A 16,402-nucleotide genomic window follows, 5' to 3' on the forward strand; every position below is an offset into this window, starting at 1 on the left:
TCCTCCTTCAGTTCAGCAATGTCCAGATTTCATCCGGTGACTTTGCCTTACGCACCTGTTCCAGTTTTTCGTCATCGTCAAGGAATGCGGACAAACTTCGCAATGCTTCGACGTGATGTTCATTCGATGCGGCACAAAGACAGATGACAATATCAACGGGATCATTCGCTTCGTTGCCGAACTCGACAGGATTACGCAGGACACCGAGACTAAACCCCGTCTTAAGAGCTCCAGACTCCGGACGCGCGTGGGGCATCGCAACACCCGGCATCAATACAATGTAGGGACCAAGTGTATGGACAGCCTCAACCATTGCTTCAATGAATGAATCCTTCGCCATACCGCATTCGACCAATTTACTCCCGGTCAAACGAACGGCATCCTGCCAATTCTTCGCATCCAGATCAATCTGAATTGCTTCTTTCGGCAGCATATCCTTCAACATACGCTCCACCCCTCCAATTATAATTGCCCCAAGAGTAACCGCTTAAACCAACTGCAATGATAGTTTTCATTCAAATAATATCACTTTATTTGTTGTATATCAAGCATTTTTTTATTTTTTTGCTTCCATATGATTTGAGTACACAAAAAAAGACCGCCCGCAGGCGGTCTTTTTATTCGTTGGGTCAGACAAGCTCGATGATTGCCATCGGGGCAGCATCGCCGCGACGAGGACCGAGCTTCAAGATGCGGGTATAACCGCTCTTGCGATCCGTATACTTCTCTGCGATTTCACCGAAGAGCTTACGCACAACATCCTCTTCCGCCAGAGCTGCGATAGCCTGACGACGTGCACTGAGGTCGCCACGCTTGGCGAGCGTGATGAGGCCGTCGGCGAGGGAGCGAAGCTCCTTTGCCTTTGCCTCGGTCGTCTCAATGCGTCCGTACTTGAAGAAGGATGTGAGGATGCTCCTGAGGAGAGCCTTGCGGGCCGCGGAATTGCGTCCGAGCTTTCTCATGTGTTTCCCACTCCTATCGTTATTCGTTTTCCTGTCTCAAGGAGAGTCCAAGCTCCTCAAGTTTTTTCTTCACTTCATCCAGAGACTTGCGTCCGAGATTGCGTACCTTCATCATATCGTCCTCGGTCTTTTGTGCGAGATCGGCAACGGTGTTGATGCCGGCGCGCTTGAGACAGTTGAAGGAACGAACAGAAAGATCCAGATCGTCGATGGTCATCTCCAGCACCCTCGCGCTGTCGTCGACCTCCTCGGGCGGGAAGTTCGGAACTTCCTCCTCCTCCTCGATGACCGTGCCGTCCATGTTCTGGAACAGGCGCAGATGCATGACGAGGATGGCTGCTGCCTTGCTCACAGCTTCCTCCGGGCGAATGGATCCGTTCGTCCACACGTCGAGGATGAGGCGGTCGTAGTCGGTGACGTTGCCGACGCGCGTGTCCTCGACCGTGTAGTTGACGCGCTGCACGGGGGAGAAGATGGAGTCAATGGGAATGACCCCAATGGAGTCATCCGACTTCTTGTTCTTGTCCGCCGGTACATAGCCGCGCCCACGCTCGACGGTCATCTCGATTTTGAGCTTGCCCGTCGCGTTCAGCGTGGCGATATGAAGATCGGGGTTCAGGATCTCGATGTCGCTGCCGCATTCGATGTCGGCTGCGGTGACCTCGCGCTCCCCAGCCGCCTCAATGCGGATGGTATGCGGCTCCGTGCCCTGCATACGGATGCAGAGCTGCTTGAGTGCAAGCACGATGCTCGTCACATCATCCCGTACGCCGGGAATTGTAGAGAATTCATGCAGCACGCCGTCGATTTGGATGGAGGTAACCGCCGCTCCATCCAGTGAGGAGAGCAGCATACGCCGCAGACTGTTGCCAAACGTCGTGCCGTAGCCCGGTTCGAGTGGCTCGCAGACGAAACGCCCGTAGCGTCCGTCCTCGCTGATCTCTGCGATCTCGATTTTCGGTTTCTCGATGTCTGTCATCTATGTGCCTCCTCCATAATAAACGCGTAATGTTGACACATTCACATTCATTATTTGGAGTAGAGTTCGACGATGGCCTGTTCATTGACCGGTACGTCGATTTCCTCACGATGGGGGAAACGCGTGACCGTACCCGTCAAATTTGCCTGATCGGCGGTCAGCCATGCGGGAGCAGAAAGCGCGTTGCTGCTCTCCTTGAGCTCCTTGAAGAACGCGCTCGCGCGGCTCTTCTCGGCGACCTCGATCACGTCGCCCTCACGAACGAGTGCGGAGGGGATGTCAACGCGCTTGCCGTTCACGGTGAAATGACCGTGGCGAACGAGCTGACGTGCCTGACGGCGCGTGTTGGCAAGCCCGAGGCGGAAGACGACGTTGTCGAGACGACGCTCGAGAAGGCTCAGCAGGTTCTCACCCGTGACGCCCGACATCTTCTTCGCCTTATCATAGTAGCCGCGGAACTGACGCTCGAGGACACCGTAGATGAACTTTGCCTTCTGCTTTTCCTTGAGCTGGAGTCCGTACTCGGACACCTTGCGGTTCGTACGGCGCAGCTGGCGCGTCGACTGGCGCGAGCGGCCGAGTGTAGCCGGCTCGAGACCGAGGGCACGGCAGCGCTTGAGAACTGGTACTCTATCAATTGCCATGTTGTTTCATGCACCTCCTGTTAGACGCGGCGACGCTTCGGCGGACGGCATCCGTTGTGCGGGATCGGGGTCACGTCTTTGATCATGTTGACTTCAAGACCGGTTGCCTGCAGCGAGCGGATTGCCGCCTCACGACCTGCACCCGGGCCCTTGACATAGACTTCGACGGACTTCAGACCGTGCTCCATCGCAGCCTTTGCCGCCGTCTCCGCAGCCATCTGTGCTGCGAACGGCGTGCTCTTGCGGGAGCCGCGGAAGCCGAGACCGCCGGCGCTCGCCCACGAGAGGGCATTGCCGCTCTTATCGGTGAGCGTGACGATCGTGTTGTTGAATGTCGAGCTGATGTGTGCAACGCCCGACTCTATGTTCTTGCGAACTTTTTTCTTGGAACGTGTTGTTTTCTTAACAGCCACCTCTACGAGCCTCCTTTACTTTTTCTTGCCTGCAACGGCCTTCTTCGGGCCCTTGCGCGTGCGCGCGTTGTTCTTCGTGTTCTGTCCGCGAACAGGCAGGCCGAGACGGTGGCGGCGGCCACGGTAGCAGCCGATATCAACGAGACGCTTGATGTTCATCTGAATTTCGCGGCGAAGGTCGCCCTCCACCACGGCGTTCTTGTCGATGGCATCACGAAGTCGAACGACTTCATCCTCCGTGAGGTCGCGCGTACGGGTATCGGGGTTCACGTTCGCGATCGCGAGCAGTTTCTTCGCGGTCGTCAGGCCAATCCCGTAGATGTACGTCAGGGAAATCTCAATTCTCTTGTCACGGGGCAAATCTACACCGGCAATACGTGCCATAAGTGCACCTCCTTTTATCCTTGTCTTTGTTTATGCTTCGGATTCTCGCAAATGACCATGACACGGCCTTTGCGCTTAATGATCTTGCATTTCTCGCAGATTTTCTTGACAGACGGTCTTACCTTCACTGCGCTTGCCTCCTTCCGTCTCCTTACATTCAAGGTTCAAGTCGATCTTTTCTATTCTAGCACAAAACTTGCGGTTCGGCTAGTATTTTCAGGACTATTTGAAGCGATATGTAATACGTCCACGCGTCAGATCGTACGGGGTGAGTTCGATGGTTACCTTGTCGCCCGGCAGAATACGGATGAAGTTCATGCGTATCTTTCCGGAAACATGAGCCAGGACGACGTGTCCGTTCTCAAGTTCGACCTGGAACATCGCATTGGGAAGCTTCTCGACGACTCTTCCCTCTACCTCGATGACATCCTGTTTTGACATACTTCCCTTTCGCTCCTTTTACGCCTCAAGGACGGCGGCGAGATCCGCCTCGACCTTCGCGATGTCCTGTCTGCCGTCGATCTCCTTGTAGACGCCCGCCTTCGTGTAGTAGTCGATGAGGGGACGCGTGGAGGATTCATAGACGGAAAGACGGCTCTTCATGGTCTCTTCACTGTCATCGGCACGCTGATAGGTCGTACCGCCGCAGTCATCGCAGACACCCTCAACCTTCGTCGGGTTGAACTTCACGTGGAAGGAATGTCCGCAGTTCTTGCAGATGCGGCGGCCGACAGCACGCTCGATCAGATCGGCGGCGGGAACACTGATGTTCAATACTCCTGTCAGCTTGATGCCGTTATCCGCAAGGATCTCGGTGAGTGCATCTGCCTGCTCGACCGTGCGCGGAAAACCGTCCAGGATAAAGCCCTTCTTGCAGTCCGGCTTGCTGAGACGCTCGCGCACAATTCCGATTGTCACCTCGTCGGGGACGAGCTTGCCCGCGTCCATATAGGACTTCGCCTCTTTGCCGAGCGGAGTGCCCTCCTTCACGGCTTCACGAAACATATCGCCCGTGGAGATATGCAGAATACCGTAACGCTTTACGAGGTTTGCCGCCTGCGTGCCCTTGCCGGCACCCGGGGGGCCCATCAAAATGATGTGCATTGCTCTCTATCTCCTTACGTTATTTCATAAAGCCTTCGTAGTGACGCATAACAACCATCGACTCGATCTGCTTCATCGTCTGGAGGGCAACGCCCACGACGATGAGGAGAGCTGTGCCGCCGAAGTACACGCCCTGAATATTCGTCGCGCCCGCCACCATATTGGGGAGAACTGCGATGAATGCGAGGAAGAATGCCCCCGCGAGCGTGATGCGCGTCAGCACGTAGTCAAGATAGTCGGCCGTCGCCTGTCCGGGGCGAAGCCCCGGCACAAAGCCGCCGTATTTCTTGAGATTGTCTGCCATATCCGGAATCTTCACTGTCACCGACGTATAGAAGTAGGTGAAGAAGATGATCATGAGCACATAAAGCGTTGTCTGGAGTGGTTTCCCCCACTCGAGATACGCCGCTGCGGTCTTAACCCACGGTACGTCGATGAACTGTGCGACCGTAATCGGGAACATCAGCACCGACGAGGCGAAGATGATCGGGATAACGCCCGCCTGATTCACCTTGAACGGGATGTGGCTCGAATGTCCGCTCGTTCCCACGCGCCCGCCGACAAGCCGTTTTGCATACGTAATCGGCACGCGGCGGAAGCCCGTTTCGATGTGGATGACAAAGACGATCATCGCAAGCGCAATGACGGCAAATGCGAAGACGCTGAAGTAGCTGATCGTACCCGCCTTGACGTAGGCGTAGATCGTGCCGATGTTCTTCGGCAGTGCGGCAACGATACCGGCAAAGATAATCAGAGAGATTCCATTGCCGACACCGTTCGCCGTGATCTGCTCGCCCAGCCACATGAGAAAGACTGTGCCTGCAGTGAGCGTGATCGCGATGATGAGGATGTTCACGGGATTGGGGTTGAGGATCGCACTCTTCAGACCGATCGACATGCCGATTGCCTGAAAGAACGCGAGTGCAACCGTAAGATACCGCGTGACCTTCGTCGTCTTCTTCTGCCCCTCTGCACCCTCCTTCGACCACTGCTCGAGCGTCGGAACGACGACATTGAGCAGCTGAATGATGATGGCTGCGTTGATGTAGGGCGTAATACTCATCGCAAAGACGGAGAATTTACTGAACGCTCCGCCCGAGAAAAGGTCGAGCAGTCCGAACAGGGTTCCCTGTGCGAAGAGCTGCTCGATCGCCGTCGGATCGACGCCGGGCACGGGGATGTGCGTCCCCATGCGGAACACGGCAAACATGATGAGTGTAAATACAATCTTCTGCCGCAGTTCCGGGATCTGAAAGATGTTTCCAAGGGCTTGGAGCACCTTAGATCACCTCGACTTTGCCGCCTGCCGCTGCAATTTTCTCCGCCGCGCCCTGCGTAAAGCCCTGAGCGCGTACGGTGAGATTCTTTGCCGTGAGCTCGCCATCGCCGAGAATGCGGATGCCGTCACGGACGTTCTTCAGGATGCCCACCTCGATGAGTGCAACGGGGTCAACCGTCGCACCGTCCTCGAAGCAGTTCAGGCTTCCAACGTTCACCTCAGCAAAGGTCTTTGCCCAGATGTTCTTGAAGCCGCGCTTCGGGAGACGACGGTAGAGAGGCATCTGACCGCCCTCAAAACCGCTGCGGACACCGCCGCCGGCACGGGATTTCTGTCCCTTCATGCCGCGCGTCGAGGTCTTGCCCATGCCGGAGCCGATGCCGCGTCCGACGCGCTTGGACGTCTTACGCGAGCCCTCAGCCGGCTGTAATTCATGCAGTTTCATAGATGTTTGCCTCCCCTCTTCAGTCTGCAATCTCTTCCACCGTGATGAGGTGGGAGACCTTGTGAAGCTGCCCACGCACGGCGGGCGTGTCGGGAAGCTCGGTAACGGAGTTGCGCTTGCGCAGTCCGAGCGATTTCACAGTCTTGCGCTGCGTCTCAGGACGACCGATCAAGCTGCGTGTCAGCGTTACTCTGACTTTTGCCATGTTCGTTCCTCCTTATCAGCCAAAAATCTCGCGCACGGTCTTGCCGCGGAGTGCTGCCACATCGGCGGGGTTCTTGAGGCCGATGAGACCTTCCATCGTCGCGCGAACCATGTTGTTCGGGTTGGACGTGCCGAGCGACTTCGTGAGGATATCACGCACGCCCGCGAGCTCGAGCACCGCACGCGCAGGGCCGCCGGCGATGACGCCGGTACCTTTGGCAGCGGGCTTCAGGAGCACGCGGCCGGCACCGAAGATGCCCGTGATCTCATGCGGGATCGTGCGCTCGTCGCGCAGCGGAACCTCGATCAGGCTCTTCTTTGCATCCTCGACGCCCTTGCGGATTGCCTCGGGTACCTCAGCAGCCTTACCCATGCCGAAGCCGACCTTGCCCTTCTTGTTGCCGACGACAACAAGTGCGCTGAAGGAGGAGCGTCGGCCGCCCTTGACAACCTTCGATACGCGGTTGATGAACACGACACGCTCCTCGAACTCCGGCGTCTCGTTTTCGTTATGTCTAGCCATGCTTTCCCTCCTTTAGAATTTCAGGCCCGCTTCGCGTGCCGCCTCAGCAAGAGCAGCGACGCGGCCATGATAGATGTAGCCGCCGCGGTCGAAGACGACCTCGGTGATGCCCTTTTCAAGAGCCTTCTTCGCAACAGCAGTGCCGATCGCCTTTGCTGCCTCGACATTTCCGCCGTACTGGGAGAAGTCCTTGTCCTTGGAGCTCGCGGAGACGAGCGTCACGCCCTTTTCATCATCGATGATCTGTGCGTAGATGTTCTTCAGGCTGCGGAATACATTGAGGCGCGGTCGAGCCGCAGTGCCCGCAATGTGATTGCGCACGCGCAGATGGCGCTTCTGGCGCGCCTTATTCTTATCCTGCTTGATAAGCACAGTGTGTCACTCCTCTCCTTCTTATTTCTTGCCCTTCGCGCCGGCTTTGCCTTCCTTGCGGCGGATATGCTCTCCGGCGTACTTGATGCCCTTGCCCTTGTACGGCTCCGGCTCACGATGTGCACGGATCTCAGCTGCAGTCTGACCGACGACTTCCTTGTTGATGCCGGAGATCGTGATGACCGTAGCAGAGGGGCACTCAAACGTGATGCCCTCGGGCGGCTCAACGACAACGGGATGCGAGAAGCCAAGCGAGAGATTGAGGTTCTTGCCCTGCTTTGCCGCACGATAGCCGACGCCGCTGATCTCAAGGGTCTTCGTGAAGCCTTCCGACACGCCGACCACCATGTTGTTGATGAGCGTACGGGAAAGGCCGTGGAGCGACCTGTGCATTTTATCGTCCGAAGGACGGGTGACGGTTACGACACCTTCCTCGACGGTTATTTTCATATCCGGATGGATCTCGCGCGAAAGCTCGCCCTTCGGGCCCTTCACTTTCACGAGATTATCCGCACCGACCGTGACGGTAACGCCAGACGGAATGTGAATCGGTGCTCTTCCAATTCTTGACATTGTTACACCTCCTGCCTGTGCATTACCATACGAATGCGAGAACTTCGCCGCCGAGCCCCGCCTTGCGTGCGTCCTTGTCGCTCATGATCCCCTTCGACGTGGAGATCACAGAGATACCGAGGCCGCCGTAGACACGCGGGAGCGCATCGTGCTTTGCATACTGACGAAGTCCGGGCTTGGAAACGCGCTTCAGACCGGAGATAACATGCTCACGCTTAGCTCCATACTTCAGCGTGACGGTGAGAACGCCCTGCTTGCCGTCCTCCTGGAAGGAGTAGTCCTTGATGAAGCCTTCCTTTTTCAAGACCTCGGCGATTGCCGTCTTGACCTTCGACCCAGGGATCGCGACGCTCTCGTGGTAGACCGAGTTCGCGTTGCGGATGCGGGTCAGCATATCTGCAATAGGATCAGTCATTGCCATGAATCGATATCCTCCTTTTTGCTATCTTTATTACCAGCTTGCCTTCGTTACACCAGGGATGGCGCCCTTGTAACTCTGCTCACGGAAGCAGATACGGCACATATCGAACTTGCGGATGTAGCCGTGCGGACGTCCGCAAATCTTGCAGCGGTTGTACTTGCGTGTCGAGAACTTGGGCTCTTTGCTCCACTTCTCAATCATTGCCTTCTTTGCCACAGTTGTTCCTCCTTGTTCGTTACGCGCGGAACGGCATACCCATGAGACGCAGGAGCTCTTTTGCCTCTTCGTCCGTATGCGCACTCGTAACGATGACGATGTTCATGCCGCGAATCTTGTCGATCTTGTCGTAGTCAATTTCAGGGAAAATGAGCTGCTCGCGCAGACCCACAGCGTAGTTGCCGCGGCCGTCGAACGCCTTCTCGCTGACACCGCGAAAATCGCGGACGCGCGGAAGTGCGACATTCATGAACTTGTCGAGGAACTGATACATACGCGTGCCGCGCAGCGTAACCTTGCAGCCAATCGGCATGCCCTCGCGGAGCTTCCACGCAGCAAGCGACTTCTTCGCACGCGTGAGCTGGGGCTTCTGCCCTGCGATGGCGGTGAGATCCGTCACTGCAGCATCGAGTGCCTTCGGATTGCCGACCGCTTCGCCGACGCCCATGTTGATGATGACCTTCTCGACCTTCGGGAGCTGCATGACATTCTTATAGCCGAACTTTTCCGTCAGCGCCGGCGCAACTTCCTTCTGATACTTTTCCTTGAGTCTTTCCACTTTGCGTATTCCTCCTTTCCGCTAATCTTACTGCTCGATCGGCTCGCCGCACTTCTTGCAGGCGCGCACCTTGCGCTCGCCGACGATGCGGTGTGCAACGCGCGTCGCCTTGCCGCACGCAGGGCAGACGAGCTGCACCTTCGATGCGAACAGCGGTGCTTCCTTCGTGATGATCCCGCCCTGGGGCGCGCTCTGGCTCGGCTTCGTGTGACGCTTTACCTTGTTGACGCCCTCAACGACGACCTTGCCCTTCTTTGGCTGAGCCTCAATGACCTTGCCCTGCTTTCCCTTATCCTTGCCGGAAAGAACGACGACCGTATCGCCCTTCTTGACGTTCAGTTTTGCCAGCGACAAAATAACACCTCCTCCTTAAAGAACTTCGGGAGCGAGCGAGACGATCTTCATGAAATCCTTCTCGCGCAGCTCGCGTGCGACAGGTCCAAAAATACGCGTTCCGCGCGGCGTGTGGTCGTCCTTGATGATGACGGCCGCGTTCTCGTCGAAGCGGATGTAGGAACCGTCCGGACGGCGCAGGCCCTTGACGCTGCGAACGACAACCGCCTTGACGACATCGCCCTTTTTCACCGTGCCGCCCGGCGCTGCCGCCTTGACGGAGGCGACAATAACATCGCCGATGTTGGCATACTTGCGGTACGAACCGCCCAGTACGCGAATGCAGAGGATTTCCTTCGCTCCTGTGTTATCGCCGACATTCAGGATTGTTTCCTGCTGTATCATTGATCCTCTTCCTCCTTACTTCGCGCGCTCGACGACTTCGACCACGCGCCAGCGCTTCGTCTTCGAGAGCGGGCGCGTCTCCATGATGGATACACGGTCGCCGACGTGCGCGTCATTCTTCTCGTCATGCGCGTGGAACTTCACCGTCTTCTTAACCGGCTTCTTATACATCTTGTGCTGTTCGAGCTCCTCGACAGCAACGACAACAGTCTTGTCCATCTTGTCGGACACGACCTTGCCGATTCTCACTTTGCGTACGTTTCTATCGCTCATGTGTATATGAGCCTCCTTCCTGCGTATCAATAAAATGTCCGCAACTTAGATTTAGGCGTTTGCCTGCTCACGCTGAATGGTCTTGATGCGGGCAATCGTCTTCTTTACGTCCTTGATACGCATCGGGTTATCGAGCTGTCCGGTGGCGTGCTGGAAACGGAGGCCAAAGAGCTCTTCCTTGAGCGACGCGAGTTTTTCCTTGAGCTCGTCGGCACTCATGCCGCGGATCTCATCAACCTTCATTCACTTCACCGCCCTCTACTTCTTCGCGTACGACGAACTTCGTCTTGATCGGGAGCTTGTGTCCTGCGAGGCGCATTGCCTCTGCCGCAACGTCGCGTGCCACGCCGTCCATCTCAAAGAGGACGCGGCCGGGCTTGACGACGGCGACCCAGTACTCGGGCGAGCCCTTGCCGGAACCCATGCGGGTCTCCGCCGGCTTTGCCGTGACCGGCTTGTCCGGGAAAATCTTGATCCAGACCTTGCCGCCGCGCTTGATGTAACGCGTCATTGCGATACGTGCAGCCTCGATCTGGCGGTTCGTAATCCATGCCGGCTCCAGAGCGACGAGACCGTACTGGCCATGGCTGACCGTGTTGCCGCGCTGTGCCTTGCCCTTCATGCGTCCGCGGAACTGCTTGCGGTACTTAACGCGCTTTGGGAGTAACATTACGCCTCGCTCCTTTCCTTACCGTTTTTCGGCTGATTCTTCTTGTCGGGGAGAACTTCGCCCTTGAAGATCCAGACCTTGATGCCGATGCGGCCGTAGGTCGTGTGTGCTTCGGCCGTTCCATAGTCGATGTCTGCACGCAGCGTGTGCAGGGGGATGCTGCCCTCGCGATAGGACTCGCGGCGTGCAATTTCTGCACCGCCGAGACGACCGCTGACTGCGATCTTGATGCCCTTCGCACCGAGGCGCATCGTGCGCCCGACCGCCTGTTTCATCGCACGGCGGAAGGCAATGCGGCGCTCAAGCTGGGCTGCAATGTTCTCTGCGACGAGCGTCGCGTCGAGATCCGGCTGCTTGATCTCTGCAATATTGATGTCAACGCGCTTATCCGTGAGGGACTTGAGCCCCTCTTTGATCTGCTCGATGCCCGAGCCGCCGCGTCCAATGACCATACCCGGCTTTGCCGTATGGATCGTGAGCTTCAGGCGGTTCTTGCTGCGCTCCGTCTCCACGCGGGGAACACCTGCGGTCTGGAGGCTCTTCTTGAGGTAATCACGAATTTTGATATCCTCGTGCAGATTCTGCGCGAAATCCTTGTCTGCATACCAGCGGGCATCCCAATCCTTGACGATGCCAAGGCGAATGCCATGGGGATTTACTTTCTGACCCAAACTGTTTCCCTCCCTATTACTTTTCGTTTACGGCAACCGTGATGTGGGACGTGTGCTTCAAAATCTTGAATGCCTGCCCGCGCGAGCGCGGGTGAATGCGCTTGAGCGTCGGTCCCTGGTCAACGAAAGCTGAGGAAATGAACAGTCGATCCACATCCATGTCAAAGTTGTTCTCCGCGTTTGCAACAGCAGAGCGGAGCACCTTCTCCACGGCGTCCGCGCCGACCTTCGGCGTGAACTTCAGGATCGCGAGAGCGTCAGCAACGCTCTTGCCGCGCACGAGGTTCATCACAATGCGAACCTTGCGCGGTGCGATACGGATGTATTTGGCGGTAGCCTTTACTTCCTGTGCCACGAATCGTCCTCCTCTCTATCAGCGCAGCGAGGTCTTGCGCTCTTCGCCCGCGTGACCCTTGAATGTACGTGTCGGCGCAAACTCGCCGAGCTTATGTCCGACCATATCCTCCGTGACGTAGACGGGGACATGCTTGCGTCCGTCGTGGACAGCGATCGTGTGGCCGACGAAATCTGGGAAGATCGTCGAGCTGCGCGACCATGTGCGCACAACCTTCTTCTCGTTCTTTTCGTTGAGCGCATCGATCTTCTTCATCAGGCTCTCTGCGACGAAAGGCCCTTTCTTAATCGATCTTGACAAAGTTTTTCCTCCTTTCGCCGAACGCGATGCGGTTCGGCGATGGTTCTATCTGCAAGTTGCGGTGCTAATGCGGTTTCCTAGGGGACGCCCCCAAAGGGGCTATCCACAAAGCCGATTACTTACGGCGATGTACAATCAAGCGGTTCGACGCCTTCTTCTTGCGGCGCGTCTTCTTGCCCATCGCAATCTTGCCCCACTTCGTCATCGGGCTCTTGCGTCCGACCGGCGAACGGCCCTCGCCGCCGCCGTGCGGATGGTCGTTCGGGTTCATCGCAATACCGCGCGTCTCCGGACGACGTCCGAGCCAGCGGCTGCGGCCTGCCTTGCCGATGGTGATGTTCTCATGCTCGAGGTTGCCGACCTGCCCGATCGTCGCACGGCAGTTGATATGCACGCGGCGAATCTCGCCGGACGGCATACGAAGGAGTGCGTAGTCGCCTTCCTTTGCCATGAGCTGTGCAGACGTGCCCGCACTGCGGACGAGCTGTGCGCCCTTGCCGATCTTCATCTCGACGGCATGGATAACCGTACCGAGCGGGATATTCTTAAGCGGAAGCGCGTTGCCCGGCTTGATGTCAGCCTCGGCACCCGATTCCACAACGTCGCCGACCTTCAGGCCGTTCGGCGCGAGGATGTAGCGCTTCTCGCCGTCTGCGTAGTTCAGGAGCGCAATGCGCGCGCTGCGGTTCGGATCGTATTCAATCGTCGCAACGCGGGCGGGGATGCCGTCCTTCGTACGCTTGAAGTCGATGATGCGATAGAGCCGCTTGTGACCGCCGCCGCGATGACGTACGGTCAGTTTGCCCTGCTGGTTGCGCCCGCCCGTCTTTGTCAGGCGGACGGTGAGGGACTTCTCCGGCTTGTCCGTTGTGATCTCATCGAAGGAAGAGACCGTCATGAAGCGTCTGCCGGCAGAATACGGCTTAAAACTTTTTACTGCCACGTTCGTACCTCCCTTTCGTCTCAGCCTTCAAAGAACTCGATGGTCTCGCCCGGAGCGAGTTTCACGATGGCCTTCTTGTAGTCCGGGCGCTTGCCCTGCGTACGACCCATGCGCTTCTTCTTGCCGAGGACGTTGACCGTGTTGACCTTTGCGACCTTCACCTTGAAGATCTCCGAGACCGCCTTTGCGATCTCGATCTTGTTCGCAGCCTTCGCAACGACGAAGACGTATTTGCCCTCAGCCATGAGCTGCGTCGTCCGCTCCGTGATGAGCGGTCGTACGAGAATATCACGTGCTTCCATTATGCGAATACCTCCTCGATACGGGTGATGGCATCCTTCGTAATGAAGAGCTTGTCGTGATGGAGAATGTCATAGACATTGATTCCATTTGCCGTGATGGCTTTTACACCCGGAATATTGCTCGTCGAGCGCTCCACGTTCACAGCTTCGTCCGCCGTGATGAAGAGGCTCTTTGCATTCACGCCGAAATCGCTCAGGAGCTTCACGGCTGCCTTTGTCTTCGGTGCCTCGAAATCGAGCTGGTCGAGGACAATGAAGTCACCCGTGCGAACCTTGTCCGAGAGCGCGCACTTGAGGGCGAGACGACGCTGCTTGCGCGGCATCGTAAAGCCGTACTTGCGCGGATGCGGTCCAAAGACCGTACCGCCGCCGACCCACAGTGGACTGCGCGTCGAACCTGCACGGGCACGGCCCGTTCCCTTCTGACGCCATGGCTTGCGTCCGCCGCCGCGCACAAAACCGCGCGTCTTCGTGGCATGTGTGCCAAGGCGCTGCGATGCGAGCTGGAGGACGACCGCCTGATGAAGGAGGCCGGCATTCATTTCAACATTAAAGAACTCATCGTTCAGGCTGATCTCGCCAACCTGGTTGTGCGACATATCATATACTGCTACATTCGCCATGCTGCGATTCCCCCTTCCTTATTCTTTCGCTGCCTTTGCGGGCTTTACGGTATCTTTGATTACGACGAATCCCTTCTTCGGGCCCGGAATCGCGCCCTTGATGAGGATGAGATTGCGGTCGGTGTCCACGCGGACAATCGTCAGGCGCTGCACTGTGACACGCTCGCCTCCCATACGGCCGGGGAGCTTCTTGCCCTTGAGGACGCGCCCGCCGGGGCCGGAGATCATCGCACCTGTCGAGCCCGGCTCACGGTGCGACTTCGAGCCGTGCCCCATCGGGCCGCGCGCGAAGTTGTGACGCTTGATGCCGCCCGCGAACCCCTTGCCCTTGGACGTGCCGACCACATCGACAAGGTCGCCCGCAGCGAAGATGTCCACGCCGATCGTATCGCCTACATTATATTCCGAAGGAGCCGTGAGGCGCATCTCACGAATGAAGCGCACCGCCTTGACGCCTGCCTTCTCAAAGTGCCCCTTGAGAGGCTTATTGACGTTCTTTTCCTTCACATCGCCGAACCCGATCTGCACAGCGTTGTAGCCGTCCGCCTCGTCGGTCTTGTTCTGCAGCACAAAGTTGTTGCCGGACTCAACGACCGTCACGGGAACGACGCGGCCTTCCTCTGTGAAGATCTGGGTCATGCCCAGTTTTCTTCCTAAAATAGCCTTAGCCAAGGCTTCCACCTCCTATTAGAGCTTAATCTCGATGTCAACGCCGGCAGGCAGATCGAGGCGCATGAGCGAGTCGACCGTCTTGTTCGTCGGCTGCAGGATGTCGATGAGGCGCTTGTGCGTACGCATCTCAAACTGCTCGCGCGAGTCCTTGTTGACATGCGGAGAACGAAGAATCGTGTAGACATTCTTCTCCGTCGGAAGTGGGATGGGCCCCGAGACCATTGCGCCCGTCTTCTTCGCGGTATCAACAATCTTTGCCGCGCTCTGATCGAGAGCCTTGTGGTCATAGGCCTTCAAACGAATTCTGATTTTCTGCTGTTTCGCCAAAGTAGTTTTCCTCCTTCGTCCAGGGTCTCGCCCCAAACATTTCTCCACGGCAGTTCCCTCTGTCCCGTCAGGGCATAGCCATCTGCCATGTCATCGCATGGAGTACGTCATCTGTCGTATGATTCCAAAAGATGAAAAGAAGTTTTATCATATTCCCCATCGGGAAATTTCAGTCGGACTTTCCGTCAAACCGTCATTTCCCTCGAAAAGGAGCGACGCGAGCGCGCCGCTCCTCTCCCTAGGGAATATCAGTAAGGGTGATTAGCCCTCGATTGCCGTAACACGACCCGCGCCGACCGTGTGGCCGCCCTCGCGGATAGCGAAGCGGAGGCCCTGCTCGATCGCGATCGGCGTGATGAGCTCGACTTCCATCTCGACGTTATCGCCGGGCATAACCATCTCAGTGCCCTCGGGGAGACGGACAACGCCCGTCACGTCCGTGGTACGGAAGTAGAACTGGGGACGATAGTTCGTGAAGAACGGAGTGTGGCGGCCGCCCTCTTCCTTCGTCAGGACGTAGACCTGTGCCTTGAACTTCGTGTGCGGATTGATGGAACCCGGCTTTGCGAGAACCTGACCGCGCTCGATGTCCTTGCGATCCACGCCACGGAGCAGCGCACCGATGTTGTCGCCCGCAACCGCGCTGTCGAGCAGCTTGCGGAACATCTCGATGCCCGTGACAACCGTGCTGCGCGCCTCATCCTGAAGGCCGACGATCTCAACCGTATCGTTCAGCTTCAGCTCGCCGCGCTCCACACGACCCGTGGCAACCGTGCCGCGGCCCGTGATCGTGAACACGTCCTCAACCGGCATGAGGAACGGCTTATCCGTGTCACGCGTCGGCGTCGGGATGTACGAATCAACCGCATCCATGAGCTCGAGGATCTTCGCCTTCATCGCCTCGTCACCCTCAAGCGCCTTGAGTGCGGAGCCTGCAATGACAGGGATGTCGTCGCCGGGGAACTCGTACTGCGAGAGCAGCTCACGAACTTCCATCTCGACGAGCTCGAGGAGCTCGGGATCGTCAACCTGGTCAACCTTGTTGAGGAAGACAACGAGAGCCGGAACGCCGACCTGGCGAGCAAGCAGAATGTGCTCACGCGTCTGGGGCATCGGGCCGTCTGCAGCGGAGACAACGAGAATCGCGCCGTCCATCTGTGCAGCGCCCGTGATCATGTTCTTGACATAGTCCGCGTGGCCCGGGCAGTCAACGTGTGCATAGTGGCGGTTGTCCGTCTCATACTCAACGTGCGCCGTGTTGATCGTAATGCCGCGCTCGCGCTCCTCCGGAGCCTTGTCGATGTCCGCATAGTCCTCGAACTTCGCATAGCCCTTCTCGGAGAGAACCTTCGTGATCGCAGCCGTCAGCGTCGTCTTGCCGTGGTCAACGTGACCGATCGTGCCGATGTTGACATGGGGCTTGCTGCGGTTAAACTTTTCCTTTGCCATT

32 protein-coding genes are annotated in these 16,402 nt (G+C 57.4%); all 32 read right to left on the reverse strand.

Annotated elements, in window-relative coordinates; translation table 11 throughout:
- Window positions 1-7: 7 nt before the first annotated feature.
- Window positions 8-445, reverse strand: coding sequence for a PTS sugar transporter subunit IIA (locus BCS37_RS08930; RefSeq protein WP_069181117.1), 438 nt, complete (start codon window positions 443-445; stop codon window positions 8-10).
- A 184-nt stretch (window positions 446-629) separates the two neighbouring features.
- Window positions 630-962 carry a 50S ribosomal protein L17 gene (gene rplQ, locus BCS37_RS08935; RefSeq protein ID WP_006694683.1) on the reverse strand — a complete coding sequence of 111 codons (333 nt, stop codon included), beginning with the start codon at window positions 960-962 and terminating at the stop codon, window positions 630-632.
- Between the two features lie 19 nt (window positions 963-981).
- On the reverse strand, window positions 982-1,941 hold the full coding sequence (locus tag BCS37_RS08940; RefSeq protein WP_069181118.1) for a DNA-directed RNA polymerase subunit alpha: 960 nt from the start codon (window positions 1,939-1,941) through the stop codon (window positions 982-984).
- A gap of 50 nt (window positions 1,942-1,991) precedes the next feature.
- A complete protein-coding gene (gene rpsD / locus BCS37_RS08945) occupies window positions 1,992-2,585 on the reverse strand; it encodes a 30S ribosomal protein S4 (protein ID WP_006692902.1) in 594 nt (197 codons plus the stop codon).
- A gap of 20 nt (window positions 2,586-2,605) precedes the next feature.
- A complete protein-coding gene (rpsK, locus tag BCS37_RS08950) occupies window positions 2,606-2,998 on the reverse strand; it encodes a 30S ribosomal protein S11 (protein WP_006307536.1) in 393 nt (130 codons plus the stop codon).
- Between the two features lie 15 nt (window positions 2,999-3,013).
- Window positions 3,014-3,382: a 30S ribosomal protein S13 gene (rpsM, locus tag BCS37_RS08955; RefSeq protein ID WP_006307537.1), complete on the reverse strand. Its 369-nt coding sequence runs from the start codon at window positions 3,380-3,382 to the stop codon at window positions 3,014-3,016.
- Window positions 3,383-3,396: 14 nt separating this feature from the next.
- The gene (gene rpmJ, locus BCS37_RS08960) at window positions 3,397-3,510 is read right to left on the reverse strand and encodes a 50S ribosomal protein L36 (RefSeq protein WP_006307538.1); all 114 of its coding nucleotides are present in this window, start codon (window positions 3,508-3,510) and stop codon (window positions 3,397-3,399) included.
- Window positions 3,511-3,604: 94 nt separating this feature from the next.
- Window positions 3,605-3,823, reverse strand: a complete 219-nt coding sequence (gene infA, locus BCS37_RS08965) for a translation initiation factor IF-1 (RefSeq protein WP_006307539.1) — start codon at window positions 3,821-3,823, stop codon at window positions 3,605-3,607.
- A gap of 18 nt (window positions 3,824-3,841) precedes the next feature.
- On the reverse strand, window positions 3,842-4,486 hold the full coding sequence (locus tag BCS37_RS08970) for an adenylate kinase (protein ID WP_069181119.1): 645 nt from the start codon (window positions 4,484-4,486) through the stop codon (window positions 3,842-3,844).
- A gap of 19 nt (window positions 4,487-4,505) precedes the next feature.
- Window positions 4,506-5,765: a preprotein translocase subunit SecY gene (gene secY / locus BCS37_RS08975; RefSeq protein ID WP_069181120.1), complete on the reverse strand. Its 1,260-nt coding sequence runs from the start codon at window positions 5,763-5,765 to the stop codon at window positions 4,506-4,508.
- Window position 5,766: 1 nt separating this feature from the next.
- The gene (rplO, locus tag BCS37_RS08980; protein ID WP_069181121.1) at window positions 5,767-6,210 is read right to left on the reverse strand and encodes a 50S ribosomal protein L15; all 444 of its coding nucleotides are present in this window, start codon (window positions 6,208-6,210) and stop codon (window positions 5,767-5,769) included.
- A gap of 19 nt (window positions 6,211-6,229) precedes the next feature.
- Window positions 6,230-6,415, reverse strand: a complete 186-nt coding sequence (gene rpmD, locus BCS37_RS08985; protein WP_006692907.1) for a 50S ribosomal protein L30 — start codon at window positions 6,413-6,415, stop codon at window positions 6,230-6,232.
- A gap of 15 nt (window positions 6,416-6,430) precedes the next feature.
- Entirely contained in the window at window positions 6,431-6,937 is a 507-nt protein-coding gene (gene rpsE / locus BCS37_RS08990) for a 30S ribosomal protein S5 (RefSeq protein ID WP_069181122.1), read from the reverse strand.
- A 12-nt stretch (window positions 6,938-6,949) separates the two neighbouring features.
- Window positions 6,950-7,309, reverse strand: a complete 360-nt coding sequence (rplR, locus tag BCS37_RS08995) for a 50S ribosomal protein L18 (RefSeq protein ID WP_006694692.1) — start codon at window positions 7,307-7,309, stop codon at window positions 6,950-6,952.
- 21 nt (window positions 7,310-7,330) lie between these two features.
- Entirely contained in the window at window positions 7,331-7,882 is a 552-nt protein-coding gene (rplF, locus tag BCS37_RS09000) for a 50S ribosomal protein L6 (RefSeq protein WP_069181123.1), read from the reverse strand.
- A gap of 22 nt (window positions 7,883-7,904) precedes the next feature.
- Window positions 7,905-8,303, reverse strand: coding sequence for a 30S ribosomal protein S8 (gene rpsH / locus BCS37_RS09005; RefSeq protein ID WP_006307547.1), 399 nt, complete (start codon window positions 8,301-8,303; stop codon window positions 7,905-7,907).
- Window positions 8,304-8,333: 30 nt separating this feature from the next.
- On the reverse strand, window positions 8,334-8,519 hold the full coding sequence (locus tag BCS37_RS09010) for a type Z 30S ribosomal protein S14 (protein WP_006307548.1): 186 nt from the start codon (window positions 8,517-8,519) through the stop codon (window positions 8,334-8,336).
- Between the two features lie 19 nt (window positions 8,520-8,538).
- Window positions 8,539-9,078, reverse strand: coding sequence for a 50S ribosomal protein L5 (rplE, locus tag BCS37_RS09015; protein ID WP_006307549.1), 540 nt, complete (start codon window positions 9,076-9,078; stop codon window positions 8,539-8,541).
- Between the two features lie 27 nt (window positions 9,079-9,105).
- The gene (gene rplX / locus BCS37_RS09020) at window positions 9,106-9,432 is read right to left on the reverse strand and encodes a 50S ribosomal protein L24 (RefSeq protein ID WP_069181124.1); all 327 of its coding nucleotides are present in this window, start codon (window positions 9,430-9,432) and stop codon (window positions 9,106-9,108) included.
- Between the two features lie 15 nt (window positions 9,433-9,447).
- Window positions 9,448-9,816, reverse strand: coding sequence for a 50S ribosomal protein L14 (gene rplN / locus BCS37_RS09025; protein WP_009657080.1), 369 nt, complete (start codon window positions 9,814-9,816; stop codon window positions 9,448-9,450).
- 15 nt (window positions 9,817-9,831) lie between these two features.
- Window positions 9,832-10,089 (reverse strand): 30S ribosomal protein S17, encoded by a 258-nt coding sequence (gene rpsQ, locus BCS37_RS09030; protein ID WP_009441255.1) that lies wholly within the window; start codon window positions 10,087-10,089, stop codon window positions 9,832-9,834.
- A gap of 51 nt (window positions 10,090-10,140) precedes the next feature.
- Entirely contained in the window at window positions 10,141-10,332 is a 192-nt protein-coding gene (rpmC, locus tag BCS37_RS09035) for a 50S ribosomal protein L29 (protein ID WP_069181125.1), read from the reverse strand.
- On the reverse strand, window positions 10,322-10,759 hold the full coding sequence (gene rplP / locus BCS37_RS09040) for a 50S ribosomal protein L16 (RefSeq protein ID WP_006307554.1): 438 nt from the start codon (window positions 10,757-10,759) through the stop codon (window positions 10,322-10,324). The genes rpmC and rplP overlap by 11 nt, the downstream gene beginning before the upstream one ends.
- Complete coding sequence (gene rpsC / locus BCS37_RS09045) at window positions 10,759-11,430, reverse strand: 30S ribosomal protein S3 (RefSeq protein ID WP_069181126.1); 672 nt, start codon at window positions 11,428-11,430, stop codon at window positions 10,759-10,761. The genes rplP and rpsC overlap by 1 nt, the downstream gene beginning before the upstream one ends.
- Window positions 11,431-11,446: 16 nt before the next feature.
- Window positions 11,447-11,785: a 50S ribosomal protein L22 gene (gene rplV / locus BCS37_RS09050; RefSeq protein ID WP_006307561.1), complete on the reverse strand. Its 339-nt coding sequence runs from the start codon at window positions 11,783-11,785 to the stop codon at window positions 11,447-11,449.
- 18 nt (window positions 11,786-11,803) lie between these two features.
- On the reverse strand, window positions 11,804-12,085 hold the full coding sequence (gene rpsS / locus BCS37_RS09055) for a 30S ribosomal protein S19 (protein WP_006307562.1): 282 nt from the start codon (window positions 12,083-12,085) through the stop codon (window positions 11,804-11,806).
- A 115-nt stretch (window positions 12,086-12,200) separates the two neighbouring features.
- On the reverse strand, window positions 12,201-13,028 hold the full coding sequence (gene rplB / locus BCS37_RS09060; RefSeq protein WP_069181127.1) for a 50S ribosomal protein L2: 828 nt from the start codon (window positions 13,026-13,028) through the stop codon (window positions 12,201-12,203).
- Window positions 13,029-13,048: 20 nt separating this feature from the next.
- The gene (gene rplW, locus BCS37_RS09065) at window positions 13,049-13,330 is read right to left on the reverse strand and encodes a 50S ribosomal protein L23 (RefSeq protein ID WP_006694704.1); all 282 of its coding nucleotides are present in this window, start codon (window positions 13,328-13,330) and stop codon (window positions 13,049-13,051) included.
- Window positions 13,330-13,953: a 50S ribosomal protein L4 gene (gene rplD, locus BCS37_RS09070; RefSeq protein WP_069181128.1), complete on the reverse strand. Its 624-nt coding sequence runs from the start codon at window positions 13,951-13,953 to the stop codon at window positions 13,330-13,332. The genes rplW and rplD overlap by 1 nt, the downstream gene beginning before the upstream one ends.
- 18 nt (window positions 13,954-13,971) lie before the next feature.
- The gene (gene rplC, locus BCS37_RS09075; protein ID WP_069181129.1) at window positions 13,972-14,625 is read right to left on the reverse strand and encodes a 50S ribosomal protein L3; all 654 of its coding nucleotides are present in this window, start codon (window positions 14,623-14,625) and stop codon (window positions 13,972-13,974) included.
- Between the two features lie 15 nt (window positions 14,626-14,640).
- Window positions 14,641-14,952 (reverse strand): 30S ribosomal protein S10, encoded by a 312-nt coding sequence (gene rpsJ / locus BCS37_RS09080; protein WP_006695835.1) that lies wholly within the window; start codon window positions 14,950-14,952, stop codon window positions 14,641-14,643.
- Between the two features lie 261 nt (window positions 14,953-15,213).
- The gene (gene tuf / locus BCS37_RS09085; RefSeq protein WP_069181130.1) at window positions 15,214-16,401 is read right to left on the reverse strand and encodes an elongation factor Tu; all 1,188 of its coding nucleotides are present in this window, start codon (window positions 16,399-16,401) and stop codon (window positions 15,214-15,216) included.
- Window position 16,402: the final 1 nt, after the last annotated feature.

The sequence above is a fragment of the Selenomonas sp. oral taxon 920 genome (genome assembly GCF_001717585.1).
Taxonomy (GTDB): Bacteria; Bacillota; Negativicutes; order Selenomonadales; family Selenomonadaceae; genus Centipeda.

What these genes read in the sequence shown, in the direction of transcription:
- rplO (WP_069181121.1), bottom strand. Translation starts at nt 6,210, where the DNA reads ATGAAACTGCATGAATTACAGCCGGCTGAGGGCTCGCGTAAGACGTCC.
- rplF (WP_069181123.1), bottom strand. Translation starts at nt 7,882, where the DNA reads ATGTCAAGAATTGGAAGAGCACCGATTCACATTCCGTCTGGCGTTACC.
- rpsH (WP_006307547.1), bottom strand. Translation starts at nt 8,303, where the DNA reads ATGGCAATGACTGATCCTATTGCAGATATGCTGACCCGCATCCGCAAC.
- rpsQ (WP_009441255.1), bottom strand. Translation starts at nt 10,089, where the DNA reads ATGAGCGATAGAAACGTACGCAAAGTGAGAATCGGCAAGGTCGTGTCC.
- BCS37_RS08940 (WP_069181118.1), bottom strand. Translation starts at nt 1,941, where the DNA reads ATGACAGACATCGAGAAACCGAAAATCGAGATCGCAGAGATCAGCGAG.
- rpmC (WP_069181125.1), bottom strand. Translation starts at nt 10,332, where the DNA reads ATGAAGGTTGATGAGATCCGCGGCATGAGTGCCGACGAGCTCAAGGAA.
- rpsD (WP_006692902.1), bottom strand. Translation starts at nt 2,585, where the DNA reads ATGGCAATTGATAGAGTACCAGTTCTCAAGCGCTGCCGTGCCCTCGGT.
- BCS37_RS08970 (WP_069181119.1), bottom strand. Translation starts at nt 4,486, where the DNA reads ATGCACATCATTTTGATGGGCCCCCCGGGTGCCGGCAAGGGCACGCAG.
- rplD (WP_069181128.1), bottom strand. Translation starts at nt 13,953, where the DNA reads ATGGCGAATGTAGCAGTATATGATATGTCGCACAACCAGGTTGGCGAG.
- rpsE (WP_069181122.1), bottom strand. Translation starts at nt 6,937, where the DNA reads ATGGCTAGACATAACGAAAACGAGACGCCGGAGTTCGAGGAGCGTGTC.
- rpmD (WP_006692907.1), bottom strand. Translation starts at nt 6,415, where the DNA reads ATGGCAAAAGTCAGAGTAACGCTGACACGCAGCTTGATCGGTCGTCCT.
- rplQ (WP_006694683.1), bottom strand. Translation starts at nt 962, where the DNA reads ATGAGAAAGCTCGGACGCAATTCCGCGGCCCGCAAGGCTCTCCTCAGG.
- rpsM (WP_006307537.1), bottom strand. Translation starts at nt 3,382, where the DNA reads ATGGCACGTATTGCCGGTGTAGATTTGCCCCGTGACAAGAGAATTGAG.
- tuf (WP_069181130.1), bottom strand. Translation starts at nt 16,401, where the DNA reads ATGGCAAAGGAAAAGTTTAACCGCAGCAAGCCCCATGTCAACATCGGC.
- infA (WP_006307539.1), bottom strand. Translation starts at nt 3,823, where the DNA reads ATGTCAAAACAGGATGTCATCGAGGTAGAGGGAAGAGTCGTCGAGAAG.
- BCS37_RS08930 (WP_069181117.1), bottom strand. Translation starts at nt 445, where the DNA reads ATGTTGAAGGATATGCTGCCGAAAGAAGCAATTCAGATTGATCTGGAT.
- rplP (WP_006307554.1), bottom strand. Translation starts at nt 10,759, where the DNA reads ATGTTACTCCCAAAGCGCGTTAAGTACCGCAAGCAGTTCCGCGGACGC.
- rplN (WP_009657080.1), bottom strand. Translation starts at nt 9,816, where the DNA reads ATGATACAGCAGGAAACAATCCTGAATGTCGGCGATAACACAGGAGCG.
- rplW (WP_006694704.1), bottom strand. Translation starts at nt 13,330, where the DNA reads ATGGAAGCACGTGATATTCTCGTACGACCGCTCATCACGGAGCGGACG.